The organism is Nocardia sp. NPDC051570 (genome assembly GCF_044454005.1).
Taxonomy (GTDB): domain Bacteria; phylum Actinomycetota; class Actinomycetes; order Mycobacteriales; family Mycobacteriaceae; genus Nocardia.
Window position 1 is genome coordinate 141,656 of the sequence record NZ_JBITDI010000016.1, and the last position, 16,950, is coordinate 158,605.

The 16,950-nt window shown below is 66.6% G+C and carries 15 protein-coding genes; 9 read left to right on the plus strand and 6 right to left on the minus strand.

The window, feature by feature from the left end:
• Positions 1–9 precede the first annotated feature (9 nt).
• The 3 genes from ACIA76_RS32935 to ACIA76_RS32945 all read left to right on the plus strand — a co-directional run bounded on the left by ACIA76_RS32935 (position 10) and on the right by ACIA76_RS32945 (position 1,985).
• Positions 10–366 carry a DUF397 domain-containing protein gene (locus tag ACIA76_RS32935; RefSeq protein ID WP_397157464.1) on the plus strand — a complete coding sequence of 119 codons (357 nt, stop codon included), beginning with the start codon at positions 10–12 and terminating at the stop codon, positions 364–366.
• A gap of 367 nt (positions 367–733) precedes the next feature.
• Positions 734–1,552, plus strand: a complete 819-nt coding sequence (locus tag ACIA76_RS32940) for a helix-turn-helix domain-containing protein (RefSeq protein ID WP_397157466.1) — start codon at positions 734–736, stop codon at positions 1,550–1,552.
• A 13-nt stretch (positions 1,553–1,565) separates the two neighbouring features.
• Positions 1,566–1,985 carry a cupin domain-containing protein gene (locus ACIA76_RS32945; protein WP_397157468.1) on the plus strand — a complete coding sequence of 140 codons (420 nt, stop codon included), beginning with the start codon at positions 1,566–1,568 and terminating at the stop codon, positions 1,983–1,985.
• Between the two features lie 70 nt (positions 1,986–2,055).
• Here the strand turns inward: ACIA76_RS32945 and rox are convergent, their stop codons facing one another.
• Positions 2,056–3,489: a rifampin monooxygenase gene (rox, locus tag ACIA76_RS32950; RefSeq protein ID WP_397157470.1), complete on the minus strand. Its 1,434-nt coding sequence runs from the start codon at positions 3,487–3,489 to the stop codon at positions 2,056–2,058.
• The gene (locus tag ACIA76_RS32955) at positions 3,486–4,439 is read right to left on the minus strand and encodes an alpha/beta hydrolase (RefSeq protein ID WP_397157472.1); all 954 of its coding nucleotides are present in this window, start codon (positions 4,437–4,439) and stop codon (positions 3,486–3,488) included. Before ACIA76_RS32955 ends, rox begins: the two co-directional genes overlap by 4 nt.
• Before the next feature lie 221 nt (positions 4,440–4,660).
• Between ACIA76_RS32955 and ACIA76_RS32960 the strand changes: the two genes are divergently transcribed.
• The 5 genes from ACIA76_RS32960 (at position 4,661) to ACIA76_RS32980 (ending at position 11,287) form a co-directional block, all read left to right on the plus strand.
• Positions 4,661–5,518 carry an NAD-dependent epimerase/dehydratase family protein gene (locus ACIA76_RS32960; protein WP_397157474.1) on the plus strand — a complete coding sequence of 286 codons (858 nt, stop codon included), beginning with the start codon at positions 4,661–4,663 and terminating at the stop codon, positions 5,516–5,518.
• A gap of 51 nt (positions 5,519–5,569) precedes the next feature.
• Positions 5,570–6,442, plus strand: coding sequence for a LysR family transcriptional regulator (locus tag ACIA76_RS32965; RefSeq protein ID WP_397157476.1), 873 nt, complete (start codon positions 5,570–5,572; stop codon positions 6,440–6,442).
• 229 nt (positions 6,443–6,671) lie between these two features.
• Complete coding sequence (locus ACIA76_RS32970) at positions 6,672–9,665, plus strand: non-ribosomal peptide synthetase (RefSeq protein ID WP_397157478.1); 2,994 nt, start codon at positions 6,672–6,674, stop codon at positions 9,663–9,665.
• The gene (locus tag ACIA76_RS32975; RefSeq protein ID WP_397157480.1) at positions 9,662–10,339 is read left to right on the plus strand and encodes a formyltransferase family protein; all 678 of its coding nucleotides are present in this window, start codon (positions 9,662–9,664) and stop codon (positions 10,337–10,339) included. The genes ACIA76_RS32970 and ACIA76_RS32975 overlap by 4 nt, the downstream gene beginning before the upstream one ends.
• Before the next feature lie 252 nt (positions 10,340–10,591).
• A complete protein-coding gene (locus ACIA76_RS32980; RefSeq protein ID WP_397157482.1) occupies positions 10,592–11,287 on the plus strand; it encodes a class I SAM-dependent methyltransferase in 696 nt (231 codons plus the stop codon).
• A 78-nt stretch (positions 11,288–11,365) separates the two neighbouring features.
• On the opposite strand, the gene ACIA76_RS32985 is transcribed toward ACIA76_RS32980, so the two are convergent.
• Positions 11,366–11,791, minus strand: coding sequence for a hypothetical protein (locus ACIA76_RS32985; protein WP_397157484.1), 426 nt, complete (start codon positions 11,789–11,791; stop codon positions 11,366–11,368).
• 748 nt (positions 11,792–12,539) lie between these two features.
• On the opposite strand from ACIA76_RS32985, the gene ACIA76_RS32990 reads away from it, so the two are divergent.
• The gene (locus ACIA76_RS32990) at positions 12,540–13,727 is read left to right on the plus strand and encodes an alanine--tRNA ligase-related protein (RefSeq protein WP_397157486.1); all 1,188 of its coding nucleotides are present in this window, start codon (positions 12,540–12,542) and stop codon (positions 13,725–13,727) included.
• Positions 13,728–13,731: 4 nt separating this feature from the next.
• Here the strand turns inward: ACIA76_RS32990 and ACIA76_RS32995 are convergent, their stop codons facing one another.
• The 3 genes from ACIA76_RS32995 to ACIA76_RS33005 all read right to left on the minus strand — a co-directional run bounded on the left by ACIA76_RS32995 (position 13,732) and on the right by ACIA76_RS33005 (position 16,880).
• Positions 13,732–14,601 carry an LLM class flavin-dependent oxidoreductase gene (locus ACIA76_RS32995; RefSeq protein ID WP_397157488.1) on the minus strand — a complete coding sequence of 290 codons (870 nt, stop codon included), beginning with the start codon at positions 14,599–14,601 and terminating at the stop codon, positions 13,732–13,734.
• A 70-nt stretch (positions 14,602–14,671) separates the two neighbouring features.
• On the minus strand, positions 14,672–15,988 hold the full coding sequence (locus tag ACIA76_RS33000) for a diguanylate cyclase domain-containing protein (RefSeq protein WP_397157490.1): 1,317 nt from the start codon (positions 15,986–15,988) through the stop codon (positions 14,672–14,674).
• A gap of 163 nt (positions 15,989–16,151) precedes the next feature.
• The gene (locus ACIA76_RS33005; RefSeq protein WP_397157492.1) at positions 16,152–16,880 is read right to left on the minus strand and encodes a DUF3472 domain-containing protein; all 729 of its coding nucleotides are present in this window, start codon (positions 16,878–16,880) and stop codon (positions 16,152–16,154) included.
• Positions 16,881–16,950: the final 70 nt, after the last annotated feature.

The window sequence follows — 16,950 nt, forward strand, 5'->3', positions numbered from 1 at the left end:
GAGTGGGCTATGGAGCTCAAAGCGATGTGGCGGAAGAGCTCGTACAGCTCGGGCGAGGGCCAATGCGTCGAGGTGCGTTTCGACACGACAACGATCCTCCTCCGAGATAGCAAGTTCCAGCGCAACCCCGCGAACGACCCTGCCGCCCAACCGATCATCACCCTCCCATCCGAATCCTGGCCCGTCTTCCTCGATCTGGCGATGGGCCATACGACTGAGCAGGTCCCCGGCATCGCATCGATCGATCATCACAGGGACGGCGGTGTCACCATCCACGCCTCCGACGGCACCACTCTGACCTACACCTCCGCCGAATGGACAGCCTTCACCTCCGGCATCCGTGACGGAGAGTTCGCCGCGGCCTGAGGAATCAGCCGCCGCCCCAACGTCTGTAGGGCCTCAAAACCCATGGCGGTTCCTCAGAACGTTCGGCGGTGACGTGGCGGATCCGCCACGGTGCTGAGATTCCACACTCTTCGCTGGCAGTTGGCATGCTCGGCCGGTGCGGTGATCGAAGCAACCTCGGCCGACTGCCCTGGCCATCGGCATTGCTTCTGACGATCAGCTCGAAGCGTGTCGGTCCGACTGTCCTGTATGCCGATGAGTGGCCATTCGGGTCGGTGGTCAGCGCAACGGATCGAGTTGGGAGCCTGGTGATATGCCGCTGACGGCCGGAGAATCCGATGCCGCGGTTCGAGGCGATCGGGGCGTCCTGTGAACTAGGCTCTGCGGGGTGCGGCCGATCGTGTCCGAGCGGGAGCTGGGCGGCGGGTGGGAGTTGGTGCGCCCGACCGCATATGCGATGGGTGACGTCGTTATCAGCGGCTTTCGCGATCGTACTGCGGCCGGGCTCGATATGAGCATCCTTGCTCTTCCCGCGATCACGGTGGCCATTCAGTTCGGAGACAGCGAATTCATGGTGGAAAACGCTGTCGGGCGGCGCACATTCGGCGGGGTTGTCGCGGGGTTGTCACCGGGAGCGCATCGCCTCAGGGGAAGCCGCGTCGAATGTGTCGAGGTGCGGCTGGCGCCGAGTGCGGCGTACTCACTGCTGGGCGTCTCGCCGAGAGATCTGAACGGCATGGTGGTCGGCCTGGACGATACGTGGGGCCGGGCGGCCCGGCGACTACGCGAGCAGTTGGCCGAAACAGCAAGCTGGGACGACAGATTCGCGTTGACGGCGAGGTTTCTGGAGAGCCAGCGGTCGACACGGGCTATGGATCCCGAAGTCGCTGCCTGCTGGGATCGAGTTGTTGTCGGCAAGGGGCGCGTCCGGGTGCGCGAACTCGCGGAATTCTCCGGGTGGAGCCGCAAGAGGCTGTGGTCGAGATTCACCGCACAGGTCGGTGTGACGCCCAAGCACGCGGCGATGGTGGTCCGATTCCGCTGTGCGTTCGAGATGCTGTTGGCGGGCGAATCCGTCTCCGATGTCGCTGTGGCATGCGGTTATACCGATCAATCTCACCTGCACCGCGATGTGACGACCTTCGCCGCGATGACACCGGGCGCGGTCTCCCGGATCCGACCGCAACAGGCCCCGAGCACAGGGTGACCATCGGGCTCGGATGACGGTGACCGACAGGAACATTCGTCCAAGACTGGCGCACCCACGCAAGGGGAGAGTCGGAGTCATGCGTAGCTACCATCCCACCGCCATCGCCAGGAATCTCGCGCCATTTGATTTCCGCGAGCTCGCCGCGTTCAACGACTCCGCGTTCTGCATGTACTACGGCGATCGACTCGAGTCCTCGGACTGGGAGCTTCATCCCGATACCGACGAGTTGTTGATGGTTCTCGAGGGCAGCGTCACCGTCGAGATCCTCACCGACATCGATCGCCATCGTCTACCGCTCACCGCCGGCCAGTTCGCGATCGTGCCGAAAGGCCACTGGCACCGGCACATTGGGGTCGACAACGTCGTCGAAATGTTCTTCACGCCGGGCGCCACCGTCGAGTCCACCGCGGACGACCCGCGCGACACATGACCTTCCCTCGAAGGACGGTCCGTGATCGTGGGTGAGGGCCGACTCGCCGGAGGGGAGAGCCGGCCACCTCTCAGTGGCCGGTGAGGTGCGTACCGAACCATCGTGCCAGCTGCTTATCGAGGCCCGCCTGGTCCTCGCCTGCCCAGGCCACATGGCCGTCCGGTCGGAGTAACACGGCCGCCACGCCCAACTCCTCGCTGGTATCCACGATGGAGTCGACCCGATCCGCCCAATCGTCGATCGAGAGCGTGCCGGTCTGATCGAGCAGAAGCCCGCGGCCACGGTGCATCAGCTCGTAGAGGCGTCCTCGCCGCAGGCCGATGTTCCGGAGCCGCTTGCCGAGCAGTTCATGTCCTTCACCGAAGTCGTAGCGAACTCCGATGGCGGTGGTCTTTTCGATCAGATATCGACTCACGTCCTCGAAGTCCATCAGCTCCGTCAGCAGTCGGCGCACCGCCTGGGGGCCCGGCTCGGTGGACATGAGCTCGCTCTGCGCGCGGGTGTTGTTCAGGACGTCGGCGCCCACCGGATGCCTTTCGGTGTGGTAGCTGTCCAGCAGCTCGACCGGTGCCCAGCCGTCGATCTCAGCGGCCAGTTTCCAGCCGAGATTGAAGGCGTCCTGGATGCCGAGGTTGAGGCCTTGTCCTCCCATCGGCGGGTGAACATGCGCGGCGTCGCCTGCCAGGAACACTCGTCCGACCCGGTAGCGCTCGGCCTGACGGGTGGCGTCGCCGAAGCGGGAGAGCCAGCGTGGTGAGTGGATACCGAAGTCGGTGCCGGCGAACGCTCGCAGCTGTCGCTTGAACTCCTCGAGCGTCGGGGGAACCGTGGAGTCCTCGGCGACGCCCTCGGCGGGTACGACGACCCCGTACAGACCGTTCCCGGCGGGACCGACGCCGAATCCCTTGTGGGTCTTGCGGATCCGGTCCACAGTGGCGGCCAGTTCCTCTGCCGGGGTGGTCACGTCCATCTCACCCCGTAGCCACTCGACCTTGGCGGGCTCACCGGGGAAGCCGACGCCGAGCAGCTTGCGGACCGTACTGCGGCCGCCGTCGCAGCCGACGAGGTAGCGCGAGCGCAGCCGCGTGCCGTCGGCCAGCTCGACGATCACCCCGTCGGAGTCCTGGCCCAGGCCGACCAGTTCGCTGCCGCGCCGGATATCGGTACCGAGTTCGGTGGCGTGCTCGGCCAGCAGGCGGTCGGTGACCGGTTGAGGGATGCCGAGAATGTAGGCGTGCGCGGTGTCCAGATGCTCGGGCGACGGCTTGTCGATGCCGGCGAAGCGACCGACACCCGGGTACTGCTTGCCGTGCGCGAGGAACCGCTCGAGCAGCCCGCGCTGATCCAGGATCTCGATGCTGCGCACATGCAGGCCGAGCGAGCGGACCTGTTCGCTCGGCTCGACCTCCTTCTCCAGCACCACCACGTCCACACCGTGCAGCCGCAATTCGCCGGCCAGCATCATGCCGGTCGGCCCGCCGCCGGCGATGATCACATCAATCATGAAATCCCCGTTCGGGAAGGTTGCTTCGGCTGACCATTCTGCCGCCGCCCGAGATGCTCGAGGAACCAGTCGCGGGCGGCAGCGGAGGCGATCTCGAATCCCGAACCGGAATAGGCCGCGAAATGCCCGCCCGGGATGAATACGATCCGCTTCGGTTCCGCCGCCGTTTCGAACGCCGACGCGGCGAGGTTGCCGCCGGTCAGCCCGTCCTGACTGCCGACGATCATCAGCAGCGGGGTCGGCGTGATCAACGGCAGGTAGAGGGCGGGTTCGTAGCCGCGCAACAGTTCCAGGCTCCGCAACGTCACCTCGTTGCGCCATTCGGGCGCGCGGTCGCGGCGGGCGTGGTCGAACCATTCGTAGGCGTCCGGAGTCGGAATCCCGGTGACCCGTGCGGGATCGGTGCCTATGACCGGAATCATCACCGGTGGCTTCCCGGCGGCACGATCACGGCGGTCGGCAGCGAAGCGCTCGGGGTCGATGACCTGATCGTCTTCGCGGGCAACATGAGCGTAGGTCGCGCGGCCGCTGACGAACGGCGCCTGACCGCATACGGCCCGCACCCGTTGATCGATCGCCGCGACGACGAACGCGTGCCCGGCGGAGAAACTGCTGCCCCACACCGCGATTCGCGCCGGATCGACCTCGGGCCGGAGCTGAGCGTAGGAGATACCGTGCTGATAGTCACGGATCTGCTCCCAGGGATCGATCTCGTAGCGCGGCTTACCGGCCGCGGTGCCCGAATCTCCGAAACCTCGGTTGTCCCATACCAATACACACATCCCGGCATCGGCGAACACCTCCGCGAACCGATCCAGATACAACCGGCGAGTCGCCGACCACCCGTGCGCCATCACCACACACGGCGCGGGCCCCTCGGCACCCTCGGCCTCGTAGAACCAACCGCGCAGTGTGACACCCTCGGCGTCGAACTCCACATCGTGCCGCATGATCGTCTCGCCTTCCCTGATGGTCGATGACCTTCAGCGTGACCGCGGCGCCACCGAGCCGTCCAAGACCTGCTCGGTCGCCTGTAATACCCAGGGCGACACCGAAAATGGCTGATACCTCCGAGGTATCACAGGCGGTGGAACAGGTCTTGGACTCCGGCGATCCGCCCGCCGCACAGTAGTGATGCACCTCGAAGCGACAGACGAGAAAGGGATCGATCATGAAGATCTTCCTGACCGGCGGATCCGGGTACATCGGCCGCGCCACGATCACCGAACTGGTACGCCAGGGACACACCGTGACCGCACTCGCCCGCAGCGACAGCGCCGAACACGCGGTCGCCACGGCGGGAGCCACACCCGTGCGGGGCGGCCTGACCGACCTGAACGTGCTCAACCATGCCGCGGCCCGCGCCGAGGCGGTCGTACACCTGGCCCAGGCCGCGACCGGCGATCAGGATCTGGCCGCCGCGACCGCGATGCAGGACGGAATCGGCGGCGGCACTTATGTGCACACCGGCGGGAGCTGGGTCTACGGCGACACCGACGGCATCGCCGATGAGACCGCGCCGTGGAATCCGCCGGACCTGGTCGCCTGGCGCAAGCCGGTCGAAGACGCCGTACTGGCCCGCGCGGCCCAGGGCGGGCGGCCGGTGATCATCCGGCCCGGACTGCTCTACGGCGGCGACAACCGGCTGATCGATGAATTCTTCATCCGGCCCGGCAGGACAAGCGGCGCGATCGCCTACATCGGCACGGGCGCCAACCACTGGGCGCTGGTCCACGTCGACGACCTGGCACGGCTGTACGCCGCCGCGCTGGCGGCGAAGCCCGGTTCGATCTACCTCGGCGTCGGCGATACGCACCCGACCGCCGAACAGGTCGCACAAGCATGCGCACACGCCGCCGGGCTGGACGGCAAGACCCTATCGATCACCCTGGACCAGGCCCGCGCACAGATGGGCCCGATCGCCGACGCATTCGCCCTCGACCAGCGATTCACCCCGGCCAAGGCCCGCACCGAACTCGGCTGGACCCCGGCCCACGCGGACCCGCTGAGCGTGTTCGCCCACGCCTGACCGGATTCCCACCGGCGGCCCGGGCAGGATCGGGGGGACGATGGAGGGAATATGGACGTCGATCTGCGTAAGCTCCGGTACTTCGTCGCGGTGGCCGAGGAGATGCACTTCGGCCGCGCCGCCGAGCGCCTGCATATCGCCCAGCCCGTGCTGTCGCGGCAGATTCGCGCGCTGGAAGGCGAGCTGGGGGTCGAGTTGTTCCGCCGGGATCGGCGCGGCACCGAACTCACCGCCGCGGGCCGCCAGCTCCTCGACGACGCTCGCCCGGTCCTGGCCGCCACCGAGGCATTGACCCGCCGGGTGTGGGCGGCCGCGCGCGGCGGTGTCGGTTTCACGATCGGTTTCATGCCCGGAATCACCGTCACGTCCGCCGTCCGCGCACTCCGCGGCAACCACCCCGATCTGGATGTGCGGTTGCTGCGCACCAGCTGGCACGACCAGACCGAGGTGCTGCACGACGGCCGGGCCGATGTGAGTATCGTGCGGCTGCCGATCGACCTGGCGGGCTTGCAGACCCGGCCGCTGTTCACCGAGGCCCGTGTCGCGGTGGTCCCCGCCGATCACCCGCTGGCAGGTAAGGAATCGGTGCCGATCGCCGACCTCGCCGCCGACCACCTGCTGCAGGACCCCGACGCCGTGCCCGAATGGCGCGATATCGCCGCCGAACTCCGGGCCGGGGACCGCCGCCCGGTCCGCGAGATCGCGAGCGTGGAGGAAAAGCTCGAACTCGTCGCGGGCGGTGAGGGATTCGCGATCGTCCCTGCCTCCACCGCGGGCTTCTACACCCGGGCCGGGGTCGCCATGATCCCGATCGAGGACATCGGCCCCAACCGCGTGGCCCTGGCCTGGCCGATCGGGCGCCGCACCCCGCTCGTGCGGGAATTCGCCGATATCGCCGCCGAGCTGCTGCCCGAGCACAGCTGATCAAGTGCCCGTTCGCATTATGGTCCTGTCGGACTGCACAAGTTTCTATACGAGTCCAGCGACGCGATGACAAGCCGATACCGTTGAGTTCGAACACATTTCGCCGCGCGCGATTCTATACCTTGATAGCGCCGCTGAGAGAAAGCACACACACCATTGTTGTCGTGCCGAATTTAGACTGTTCGACGGAATATGCAACTGCAGCGGATTATCCAGGAGCCGAACCGTTTTGAGCAGCGATTTCCGTCGCCGTATCTCCCCGACCGAACGGATGTATCTGTCGGCACGAAAGGTCAACCCGCCCTTCCTGATCCAGACCGTCGTCGAAGGCACGGGCACCCTCGATCCGAACGGGCTCCAGCGCGCGGTAGACCTCGCCGCACCTGCGCATCCAGGCGTGCGACTGACGCACCGCGGAGCGGACTGGTGCGCTACCGCCCGCATACCTCGCGTGCGGGTGGTAGCGAACACCACGATCGATTACGACCGTCTGACCGACGACGGCGTCATCAACGGCCCGGTCCCCGGATTGGACTACGTATCCGAACCACCGAACTGCGAGGTGGTGCTGCTCACCGCCGATCCGGTGACCGTGATCTTCCGGGCCTTCCACGGCGTCATGGACGCCAAGGGCCTGCAGATGTGGGTCGGTGACGTCTTCCGCGCCCTGCGCGGCGAGGCCCCGCACGGCGCTCCCGACGCCACGACGGATCTCGATCTCGCACTGCGCCTGGGCATTCCGGGAGATCCGGTGACCATGCGCATGGCATACCGCTCCCCCGCCGGGCACGGCGCCCCGATTTCCGGCCGCCCCTTCCTGCTCCGGCACCGGACCATCACCGGCACCGGCACCGGCACCGCGATCGTCGCCCGGATCGCCGAGATCGTCACTGCCGCAAACGGTTCACGGTCGCGACTCATGATCCCCGTCGATCTGCGCAGGCACGATTCCGAGTTACGTTCCACCGCCAACCTCACCCTGCCCCTATTCCTGGACACCACACCGGGTGAGACCTGGCAACAGATCAACGGCCGCATGGTCTCCGGACTGATGCGGCGTGACGAGCTCAACCAGATGAAAAGCGCCGGACTGGACCGGATTCCGGCACCAGCCGCGAGAGCGGTGATGCGCACCGTCGAGGCGCTCGGCAGGCGAACGGGCCGAAACCTGTGCTCGGCCATCATTTCCCATGCGGGCAGGATCGCGCCCGAGGAATTCACCGCCCCTGATTTCACACCCACGAACGTGGTCGCGATCCCGGCGCATACCGGACTCGCACCGCTGAGCTTCGCGATCCTGGAATCGGAGAACACGATCGGGATCACGGTGTCGTGCCGCAACGGTCGCGGCGTCGCGGAGCGCCTGGAGGCCCTGCTCGACACCATCGCCGACACGCTCGGGGCCGCGCCGGCCAGCGAGGTGGCGCGCCCGGAGACCCTGGTGGCGGTCCTGCGCGAACAGGTCACCGCGCGCCCCGAGGCGATCGCGGTCACCGGCCCCGACGGTTGCCTCACCTACGCCCAACTGGGGGCACGCTCGGCCGCGATCGCGGCGGTATTGCGCGAGCACGGGATCGGCCGAGGCGATATCGTCGCCATCCTCGCCGACCGGACCCTGGCGGGTCAGGCGGGCCAGTGGGGCATCCTCGAGGCCGGGGCCGCCTTCCTGCCCTTGGATCCCAAACATCCGCGGGACCGGATCAGCCGGACCCTGCGTGATTCCGGCGCGCGCCTGTGCCTGGTCGAACGCGGCTACGCCGGTACCACCGATGCGGTACCGACGCTCATCCTCGAAGACCTGCCCCACAGCGGTTCCGCCGCAACCGATGTCGGTGTCACATCCGGCGATATCGCGTACGTGACCTACACCTCCGGTTCGACCGGACAGCCGAAGGGCGTGCGGGTCACCCACCGCGGCGTCGTGCACTATCTGCGCGCGGCCCTCGACTGGTATCAGCTCACACCCGAAACCCGGTACGCGCACTATCACACGCCCGCGGCCGATATGGCGTGCATGGCGATGGTGTCCCCGGTCATCGCGGGCGGCACGGTGGTGCTGGTGCCCGGCGAGATCAACCACCTCACCCTGGCGGAGATGCTGGGCGAGAATGGTGCGAACACCATACTTCTCACGCCGAGCCTCACCGAAGTGGCGCTGCGCCAGGACATTCGGCCAGGGGACCTGCGTACCATCGCGCTCGGCGGCGAACAGTTGAGCCATGATCTGGCCCGCCGTGTGCGCGAATTCTTCGGCGCCACTGTGCGATTGGTCAACAGCTACGGCCCCACCGAGGTCAGCCTCGTCTGCACATCCCACCTGATCACCGGCGCCACCTCGCCGATGACGGGCTCGGTGCCGATCGGACTACCGTCACCGGGCACCACCGTGCACCTGCTGGATCCGCGGGGTCGGCTCGTGCCCGACGGGGAGGTGGGCGAATTGTATGTGGGCGGACCACAAGTCGCCGACGGCTACCTCGACCGCCCGGAGCTGACCGCCGAGCGTTTCGTCACCGTGCGCGGCGAACGCGCCTACCGCACCGGGGATCTGGTGCGCCGCCGCACCGACGGCACCCTCGAATTCGTGGGCCGGGTCGATCACCAGGTCAAGATCCGAGGCAATCGCGTGGAACCCGACGAGGTCCGCTGCGTGCTGGAATCACATCCCGACATCACCGCCGCGGCCGTCACCGGACGCCGCCGCGAGGAGCACAACGATCACGTCCTCGACGCCTTCCTGGTACCCGCGCCGACCGCCCCCGCAGGACATCCCGACGACCGGACGCTGCGAGACTTCCTGGCCCAACGGCTGCCGATGTACATGATCCCCAGCAGTTTCCACCGACTCCCCGAACTCCCGCTGACCGCCAACGGCAAAACCGACCGCACCGCACTCGCGGCCCTGCCCGCCGAATCCGCCACCCCCGCATCCGAGTCCGCCCCGAACCAACTGCCCGGCAAGGATATTCAAGGCCGCGTCACCGAAATCTGGGCCCGCGTCCTGCGTTGCGACCCCGCCGATCTGACCGCCGACTCCGATTTCTTCGCACTCGGCGGCGATTCGCTGGCCACGGTGGAAATGCTCGCGCAGGTATCCCGGCAGATCGTCGACTCGACGGTCGAACGGGCCTTCGTGGCCCAGGTGGAGGGCCTCATCCATCATCTGACCGTCGGCCGGGTATGCGAGGCCGCGGCCGCGGCGAGCGGAGGAGAGTCGCAATGATCTTCATCGGAAGCGGATCCCTCCTGTGGCGGGCGGTCGATTTCACCACCGCCGCAGGACATCCCATCGATCTGGTCGTCGTACCCACCGGCCAGGAATCCGCCGCGGGCGAGCGGCGGCTGCCGACGCTGGCCACCCCCGACGTGAACACCGCCGCCGACCGGCTGGCCGACGCGACCACCGACGGCATCGTATTCTCGATCAACAACGCCACCATCCTGCGAACTCCGATACTGGACAAGGGTTTCCGTATCTACAACATCCACAACGGCCTACTCCCCCGCCACCGCGGCCTCCCCGAGGCCGCCATCGTGTACGCAATCCTCAACGGCGACACCACCTACGGCGCCACCCTGCACGAAATCGACCACGGCGTGGACACCGGCCCCGTCCTCGACATCGAGCAGTTCCCGATCACCCCCGCGGACCGCTTCCAGGACATCATGCTCGAGGGCCTGCGAGCATGCACCCGCCTGTTCGAGAACAACCTCGACGCCATCGCCACCAACCGCACTACCCCGCTCCCCGCATCCCCCGACCCCAGCCGCTACTACGGCCGCAGAGCACTGGCCACCCTCCCCGACCTGAGCACCCACCCCGACTTCCTCCGAGCCACCGATGTCGGCATCTTCGCCACCTTCTACCCGGAATTGGCCGCGCTCGTCAGCGTTTAGGGGAAGCGTTCCTCCGGATCGATCCGATATCGAATCCCGTACTCCGACAACATTGCTCGCCACAGGTGTCCAATTCGACTTCACCGATCCCATGGCGCTGCCACAGGCGGCGAAGTGATCAATCCAGAGCGGTCCGGGCCGGATTCCGCACGATAGACGGCACCGAGCAACATTCGCGATTCGGACTCTTCCCTATGGCAGAATGCCGAAATGGCAAGCGGCAGGCCGGAAGATGAAGTAGAACACACGAGCATGACGCGGGACGCATACGACCGACTTGCCCGAGTCTGGAGCGAAACGACCGACGACGGTCCGTTCAACGGGTTGCTGGAGCGGCCAGCGTTACGCGGCCTCGTTCCACGACCGCTCGGCGGAAAGGCCGTGTTGGACGCGGGTTGTGGATCCGGGGCGCAATGCGAATGGCTGCTCGACGAGGGCGCGCAGGTCACCGGCATCGATCTCAGCCCCGCCATGATCGACCGGGCGGCCGAGCGATGCGACGGCCGTGGTCGCTTCCAGGTGGCCGATCTCGCCGGGCCGCTCCCTTTCGCCGCGGGCTCGTTCGATGGCATCACCTGCTCACTCGCCCTGCACTATCTGCGTGATTGGTCGACCCCACTCAGCTCGTTCGCCTCCCTCCTTCGCCCGGATGGGTGGGTCGTGCTGTCACTCGATCATCCCTTCGGCCCACCATTGCCGACCCAACAGGGCGGCTACTTCGACATCGAACTTGTCAGCGACACCTGGCGCAAGGCCGATGTCGAAGTCACCCAGCATTTCTGGCGAAGGCCGCTGTCCGCCGTGGTCGACTCCTTCGCCGCCGCCGGTTTCGTCATCGAGCGCGTCGCCGAACCACAGCCCACACCAGCATCCATCGACCGTTTCCCGGAACTGTCCCGGATCGCGGGCACACCGTGTTTCATCGTGTACCACTTGACACTTCGCTGAGTGACCGACCCGGGCCGCGCGCCGCGACTATCGTCGCGCCGGGGCACGCGGCCGGGGAAGTCGAGCCGGGCGATCGCATCAGCTGGCGGAGTTCACCACCAGCTGATACCGGCCGGAACCGTCCCCGAGGGGGGTGCACTGGGCGACGGTGCCCGAATTCTGCTGGCCCAGTTGGGTTGCCGCCTGATTGCACGAGGTGTAGTTCGAGTAGATCGCGCTCGGCTGGGACGGGTACTGGTTCTGGGGGTACTGCGGGTATTGGCTCTGCGGGTACTGGGGGTACTGCGGGTACTGGTTCTGCGGGTACTGGGGGTACTGCGGGTACTGGGGATACGGGTACTGGTTCTGCTGATAGGGATACTGCGAGCTCTCCGACGAGCCCGACGCGTTTTCGATTCCCTGGAGGACGCCCTGTACCAGGGCCGCGATGGCGTTGGGATCGATGGAGAAATCGACGGACTGCGGCTGCTGCTGCGGTACCGGCGCGGCCGACGCGACAGCCATGGGAGTCAGGACGAAAGCCGCTGCCGCTACGGTGATTCCGAGTGCTGTGAGAACGTTTCGCATGAGGGTTCCCCTCTCGAGAGATAGCCAGCGCGCCACGGGGGTGGACCGTGAGGTGACGACTCCCAGGAGGAGTCTTCGCGCGCCTTACATCATCAATCGCCCACACTAGGGACACAAGTCAGTCCGGAAAAATGATCCCAGAAATAGGGGTTTACGCCGACATCCATTCCAGCACAAGGCGTTTTGTGATAGATGCTGCACTGGGCTCGCTGCGGCGACGGATAGCCCCCTCGCCGACAGACCGGCGTGCCGGTCGCACCGTGTGATCGAATCGCGAAGCACGCCAACGCCTTATCGATCCGGGTCGCGACCATCGATAGGGAACAGCGCGACATCAGATCTCGACGAGACTCGAAACGCGTTTCGTGACAACCATTTCCGACACCGCGGACAACACCGCATCCCGCACCACACCCCCGTTTCTCGACAGACGCGGATAACCTCCGGCGGCCGACCCGAAAATCGGTCGCACTCCAGTCGGCGTCGTTGCTACCGTCGAACCATGGAGGTCTACCCACGAACCACCGCCGCAGCCGCGCGAGCTCACAGCTCGCCGGTCGCCGCCGCCTGACCTCCTTCCCCCTACCGGCGACCGGAAACGGTCCGCCGGTGTGCGTCGGTCTCCTCGCGGAACCTGCCACGTGCGGTCGCTTCCGGTCGATTTCACCTCGATGGAGCAACCACCGTGATCACCACAGACCACACCGTCCGCACCTTCCACGAGTTCTTCCGCGACCGTGGCCATGAACTCGTACCGAGCGAATCGCTCGTGCCCTCGCCGGGGGATCCGGTGCTGTTCACCACCTCCGGAATGCATCCGCTGACCCCGTATCTGCTGGGCCGCCCACATCCGCTGGGCCGCCGCCTGACCAGCCTGCAGCGATGTCTGCGCACCACCGACCTGGACGAGGTCGGCGACGACACCCACCTGACCGTCTTCGAGATGCTCGGCTCGTGGTCACTCGGCGACTACGGCGGCTCGCCGAGCTTGCGGTGGGGTTGCGAGCTGCTGTGCGACGGCTTCGGTATCGACCTCGGACGGATGCACGTCACGGTCTTCGGCGGAGACGAACAGGTCGGGCCCGACCACGAATCGTGGCGCACGTGGGATGAGCTGGGCGTGCCGGTCGAGCCGACCACCCATGAGAATTGGTGGTCCAACGGCCCCACCGGACTCTGCGGCCCCGATTCGGAGATCTTCGTCTGGACCGGGCCCGGCACACCGCACGGCACGCCGACCACCGACGACCGATGGGTGGAGGTGTGGAATCACGTCATGATGCGGTACGTCCGCCATCCCGACGGCAGCCTCGAGCCGTTGAGCAGGCCCAACATCGACACCGGCCTGGGTCTGGAACGGCTGGTGCGGATTCTGCAGGGCACGCGGTCCGTCTTCGAGATCGACCTGTTCCAGCCGTGGCTGACCACCCTGCCCCGGCTCTGGGAGCCCCTGGACGAAACGTCAGTACGGCGCCTGTCCGATCACCTGAGGTCCAGCATCGTCGTACTCGGCGACCTGGTCGTGCCGTCCCCGACCGGCCGCGGCCATGTGCTGCGTCGCCTGATCCGTCGCATGTTGACGACGTTGTGGCGCGATGATCCGACCCGCTCACTGTCGGACCTGCCGATCGAGCTGATCGAACACACCCTCGGGCACTTTCGGCAATCACGTCACCCGCACGATGTGCGCACCGTCCTACTCGACGAGGAACGCAGATTCGGTCTGCTGCTGCACCGAGGACGACAGGTCCTGTCCCACCGGCGTTTCACCGGACCCCTCAGCGACGACGACTACCGGTACCTACACGACACCCACGGCCTGCCCCGCGACCTCGTGGTGTACCTCGAGACCGAGAATGCCACGGAGACATGAGGAATCATAGCCACGGCGGGCCCTGCTCGATACGCCGCAGCACCGGCGCGAGGCGGTAGTAGTCCCTGCCCGACATCAGGAAACGTTCGTCCCACCACGTGGCCCCGGCATCCTCGAGCGGCGCCAGCAGATCTCGAGCCTGGCCGGGGTCTGCCGGGGTCATGCCGCCGAGCACGATCTCGTACGGTCCCGGCCGATCCGCACGGTGCGAGCGGACGTAGGCGACCATATCGCGGACATCGTCGACGGCCGGGATCACGCCGTGGCCGGCTCCGATGAACAACGGCGCCACGCCATCCCAGCGTGCGGCGCGGCGGAACGGGCGCCGCCGCGGCCAGAAACCGCCGAGCCAGATCGGCGGACGAGGCCGCTGGACGGTGGCCGGGAGCAATGTCACGTCCTGCACCCGGTAATGCTTGCCGATGTGGTCGACGGGTTCGCCCGACCAGTAGCGTTCCAGCAGATCCAGCCCCTCGTCGAGGCGTTCGGCCAGCAGTGCCCGATCGGTCGTGTCGCCGAAGCTGCCGTACTCGTCGGCGATCGGGCCGCCGAGCCCGGCGCCGAAGGTCACCCGGCCGCCGCTGAGCGCATCGAGGGTGGCCACCTGCCGGGCGAGTTGTTCGGGCTGCCGCCGGGGTATCGGAGTCACCAAGGTGCCCAAGCGGATCCGCGATGTCGCCAAGGCCGCCGCGGTCAGCAGCATCCACGGATCGCCGAACGGTTGCCCGCGACGCTCCTGTTTGTCGTGGACAACATGGTCCCAGACGAACAACGCATCCCAGCCCGCCTGTTCGGCCGCCGCGGCCACTCGCGCCACGGTCCTGACATCGGCGAAGTCTCCGAAGTTGGGAATGTTGACCGAATATCGCATCATGTGATGATGCGATGAAATGCCAAATGGCACAACATATTCAAGACACAGCACAGGTGGGGGGCTTCGATGATCACGTCCCTCGGCGTAACCGGCTGCGCCCGTTCGGCTCTTCGGTAACCAGTGCGAGTCGATGATGTAGCCGCGCGTTCTCTTCCGCGAGTTCTCGAATGCGTCGATGGGCGAGCTCGAGGCGACGCTGCCAGGATTCATCGGCGCCGCAGGAGGACTCGGTCCGTATCGGCCGTTGCGCTCCGGACATTGCCGGGGCAAGCGTCGTCCCGCCGGGCACATCGATGACAACGGCGTTGCCGCCCAATTGTTTCGCGCAATACATGGCCGAATCCGAGCGGGCCAGCAAGCTCTGATGCGTCGATCTGGCGTGCCATTTCTTGTTCCCGAAGGGCGTGAACACGACCGCCCCCACACTCGCGGTGACCGTGGTGGGCAGATCCGACATCGTCTCGATCGCCGCGCGCAGCCGCTCCGCCACGGCATCGATGGTCACCTCGCGCAGCCACCCGACGACCACGAACTCCTCACCGCCGGTGCGCGCGACCCTGGCCTCGGGCGGCGCCGCGGCGCGCAGACAGTCCGCCGTCCGCACCAGCACCTGGTCGCCGACGGAATGTCCGAAGGTGTCGTTGACGGTCTTGAACCGATCCAGATCGAGCGTCACCGCGTAGACGCCACCGCGACCACCGGATCCGAAGAACTGCTCCAGATGACGGTCGAGGCCACGCCGGTTCAACAATCCGGTCAACGGATCCGATAACGCGTTCAGATGGAGCAGCCAGTGGAAGAACTGCACGGTCGGGAGCACGAAAGCGGTGACGAGAAGCATGATCAGAACGACCACGATGCCCAGGGCGATATCCCCTGTCCCATGCGCGGCATGTCCCGGCTTCCCGATGACCAGCAGGATCGCCAGCAACACACTCGACAGCAACGACCAGGCGACATGCGCGGCCAGCACCCGCGGACCGTGGAAGATCGTCACATACGATCCGGTCACCACGAGCAGACCGACGCCCAGCGCTCCGAGCAGGCGATCCTGGACCATCACGTTGTTGGCGGTGACGGCGATATCGGCCGCTGCGACCCAGACGATCGACTCGAACTCCCGCGGCCATGGCAGCAGCCACCAGCGCATCGTCCACGCCGCGGCGAGCGCGGCCGTGAGCCAGGCCTGGGTCAGGCCCACCACCCCCGTCTGACCCGCCGGTGACAGCGTGGACACCATCGTGATCAACAGCATCACCGTGCCCGCGGCGGCGATCGTGGCCCTCAACCACACGAGCCCGGAGTTCGATTCGAGCGTCTCGATCAGCCAGGGGTAATCGACCCGGTCCTGCCACCAGGTGCGGAACATCGCTCGGCCGTCGGTCATCGAGATACCGCCTTATGTCGGCAATAGATCCCCGTCAATCGTGTGTAGCCGAAGAGTAACTGTAACCAAGAGTGTCAGCTATCACAGTGGCGCAGATCACTGCCGATCAGCGACGGTTCGCGGCCGGAGCGAAGCGGAGGCAAATTAAACACAGCGATCCGGATCACTCCGTGAGGGTCACGGTCGCGTTCCCGTTGTCGGTGATCGACGAACGATGGCTGCCGCAGGTGGCGGTGTCGGCCTGCGCTCGCGTGGCGGTCACGGCGCGATCGTTGCCGGTGGGGTAGGAGAAGGTCGCACTGGCGGCCACCTCGTTCGCGCAGTCGCGCCCGCCGTAATCCTCGATCCACACCGTCGAGCCGGGGCGAAGGCCGCGCTGTCCGGCTCGGGTCCACAGCGTGCCGATGACGGTCTCCTGCTCGTTCCGGGTGTCGGCCACCGAGGCCACCCAGCGCGTACTGCCATCGGCACGGCCGTCGACGCGCCAGATCCGCAGCCGGTACCCGACATTGCGCGACCAGTCGAAGGGCACCAGGCAGTGCCACCCCACACCTTCGCCCCCGAAGGTCTCGCAGCGCGCGTTCGGGCCGGGCGTAGCGCCGCCGGGTGAGTTCCAGACCGCGAAGATCGCGATCCTGCCGTTCGGGGTGTCCTGGATTCCGAGATAGCCGCCGTCATTGCCCTCGAATCCGATCTGATGCGAGAAGAACCGGGTCGGCCCGGTCGCGCGGACCGTGACGGTCGTATCGAGATTCCACAGATCGCCGGTGGGATAGTTCCACCACTGCCATACACCGGCCTGCGCGGCGGTGGCGTCGGTCGCAGTGGTGAGCGTGAAGAGCGCGGCCGCAATGGCCACGAGAACGGCACGGGCACAACGAATCAGATGCACGAAGGTGCTCCCTTGCCAGGTGGGGATCGTTGATGCCAGTCACGTTAAGGCCGGACCTTCAAGACCACAA

Excerpts from the sequence above, each read along its gene's own strand:
- ACIA76_RS32980 (WP_397157482.1), top strand. The coding sequence starts at position 10,592 with ATGACGCGGGACGCATACGACCGACTTGCCCGAGTCTGGAGCGAAACG.
- ACIA76_RS32955 (WP_397157472.1), bottom strand. The coding sequence starts at position 4,439 with ATGCGGCACGATGTGGAGTTCGACGCCGAGGGTGTCACACTGCGCGGT.
- ACIA76_RS32995 (WP_397157488.1), bottom strand. The coding sequence starts at position 14,601 with ATGATGCGATATTCGGTCAACATTCCCAACTTCGGAGACTTCGCCGAT.
- rox (WP_397157470.1), bottom strand. The coding sequence starts at position 3,489 with ATGATTGATGTGATCATCGCCGGCGGCGGGCCGACCGGCATGATGCTG.
- ACIA76_RS32965 (WP_397157476.1), top strand. The coding sequence starts at position 5,570 with ATGGACGTCGATCTGCGTAAGCTCCGGTACTTCGTCGCGGTGGCCGAG.
- ACIA76_RS32945 (WP_397157468.1), top strand. The coding sequence starts at position 1,566 with ATGACGGTGACCGACAGGAACATTCGTCCAAGACTGGCGCACCCACGC.
- ACIA76_RS32985 (WP_397157484.1), bottom strand. The coding sequence starts at position 11,791 with ATGGCTGTCGCGTCGGCCGCGCCGGTACCGCAGCAGCAGCCGCAGTCC.
- ACIA76_RS32975 (WP_397157480.1), top strand. The coding sequence starts at position 9,662 with ATGATCTTCATCGGAAGCGGATCCCTCCTGTGGCGGGCGGTCGATTTC.
- ACIA76_RS32960 (WP_397157474.1), top strand. The coding sequence starts at position 4,661 with ATGAAGATCTTCCTGACCGGCGGATCCGGGTACATCGGCCGCGCCACG.
- ACIA76_RS32935 (WP_397157464.1), top strand. The coding sequence starts at position 10 with ATGGAGCTCAAAGCGATGTGGCGGAAGAGCTCGTACAGCTCGGGCGAG.
- ACIA76_RS33000 (WP_397157490.1), bottom strand. The coding sequence starts at position 15,988 with ATGACCGACGGCCGAGCGATGTTCCGCACCTGGTGGCAGGACCGGGTC.